Source organism: Neisseria sp. P0021.S006 (assembly GCF_051956895.1).
The window spans coordinates 1-1,165 of sequence record NZ_JBQCWZ010000438.1 but is presented as its reverse complement, the minus strand read 5'-3'; the positions used below and the strand labels follow the sequence as shown (position 1 = coordinate 1,165).

3 protein-coding genes are annotated in these 1,165 nt (G+C 52.7%); all 3 read right to left on the bottom strand.

Features of this window, described 5'->3' with window-relative positions:
* On the bottom strand, positions 1 to 367 hold a 367-nt coding region (locus tag ACTHUM_RS14820), incomplete at its 3' end, for an alpha/beta hydrolase (protein ID WP_440403264.1).
* 10 nt (positions 368 to 377) lie between these two features.
* Positions 378 to 722, bottom strand: a complete 345-nt coding sequence (locus tag ACTHUM_RS14815; protein WP_219089061.1) for a hypothetical protein — start codon at positions 720 to 722, stop codon at positions 378 to 380.
* A partial coding sequence (locus tag ACTHUM_RS14810; protein ID WP_440403263.1) for an exodeoxyribonuclease III occupies positions 709 to 1,165 on the bottom strand: 457 nt, incomplete at its 5' end. The genes ACTHUM_RS14815 and ACTHUM_RS14810, both read right to left, overlap by 14 nt.

Genomic DNA, 1,165 nt, shown 5'->3' with positions numbered 1-1,165 from the left:
GCGCTGTACGGCAAGGGCAGCGGACACGTTGAAACGTATGGATTTCGTCCTCGGGAAAAGCTTCTGGACGCGGCGAGACCAAAATAATATTGGTCAGGCGTTTTTGCGTCAGGATGTCGGTTTGATACAGCCATGCCAAAAATGCGGACACGCCGGCACCATGAGCCACAACGGCAATATTTCTGCTGACGATATGGTCGAAGGCCGTCTGAATGGCGTGTTGCCATTCGGAAATGGTTTGCCGACTATCGGCTTCAGCAGTTTGAACAATCGGATAGCTGACCGCCCAGCGGTCTATCCACATTTCCGCTTCATCCGCATCGCGTATCAGAAACAGTGCCATTTCTTCGAGTTCGAAGCTCTGCATTTCAGACGGCCTATTTGAGCAAGTCGTTGAGTGTAAATGCAATCAGCAACGCGGCAGGCACGCTGAGGATAGCACAAGTCGCCAGACAAAGTACGATGTTGGCAATCAGCCGCCAACCCTTCCAAGCAAAGCATTTGGCCGCAATCAGCAGGCAAGGCAGGGAAAACAGCAGCCATACCAACGCCCATGTCGGATTAGCCTTGGTCGGCGCAACCCAGCCGGACATCCGCGCCAGCATAAACACCGCCCACACCAGCATAGGCAATATAAATGCCGCCACGACCCACGCCGCGCCTACGCCGGTTTTGCCGTTTATATTCCAATCATATTTACCAAAAACCTTATTCGGCAACATAGTCATACTCCACAACTAAAGGGGCGTGATCCGAGAATTTTTCGTCTTTATAAACATGTGCGGAAACAGCTTTGGCGGCCAACTCCGGCGTAACCATCTGATAATCGATGCGCCACCCGACATCTTTCGCATACGCTTGTCCGCGGTTGCTCCACCATGTATAGCCCGGCACATCCGGATAAAGTGTGCGCCACATATCCGTCCAACCGAGCTTGTGGATGACTTTGCCTATCCATTCGCGCTCTTCAGGCAAGAAGCCCGAATTTTTCTGATTGCCCTTCCAGTTTTTCAAGTCGATGTTTTGGTGGGCAATGTTCCAGTCGCCGCAGACGACGATGTCGCGCCCTTCGTTTTTCATGGCTTCGAGCATGGGATAGAACGCGTCCAAAAAGCGGTATTTCACTTGTTGGCGCTCTTCCGCGCTGCTGCCGCTGGGCAGATAC

What these genes read in the sequence shown, in the direction of transcription:
- ACTHUM_RS14815 (WP_219089061.1), bottom strand. Translation starts at nt 722, where the DNA reads ATGTTGCCGAATAAGGTTTTTGGTAAATATGATTGGAATATAAACGGC.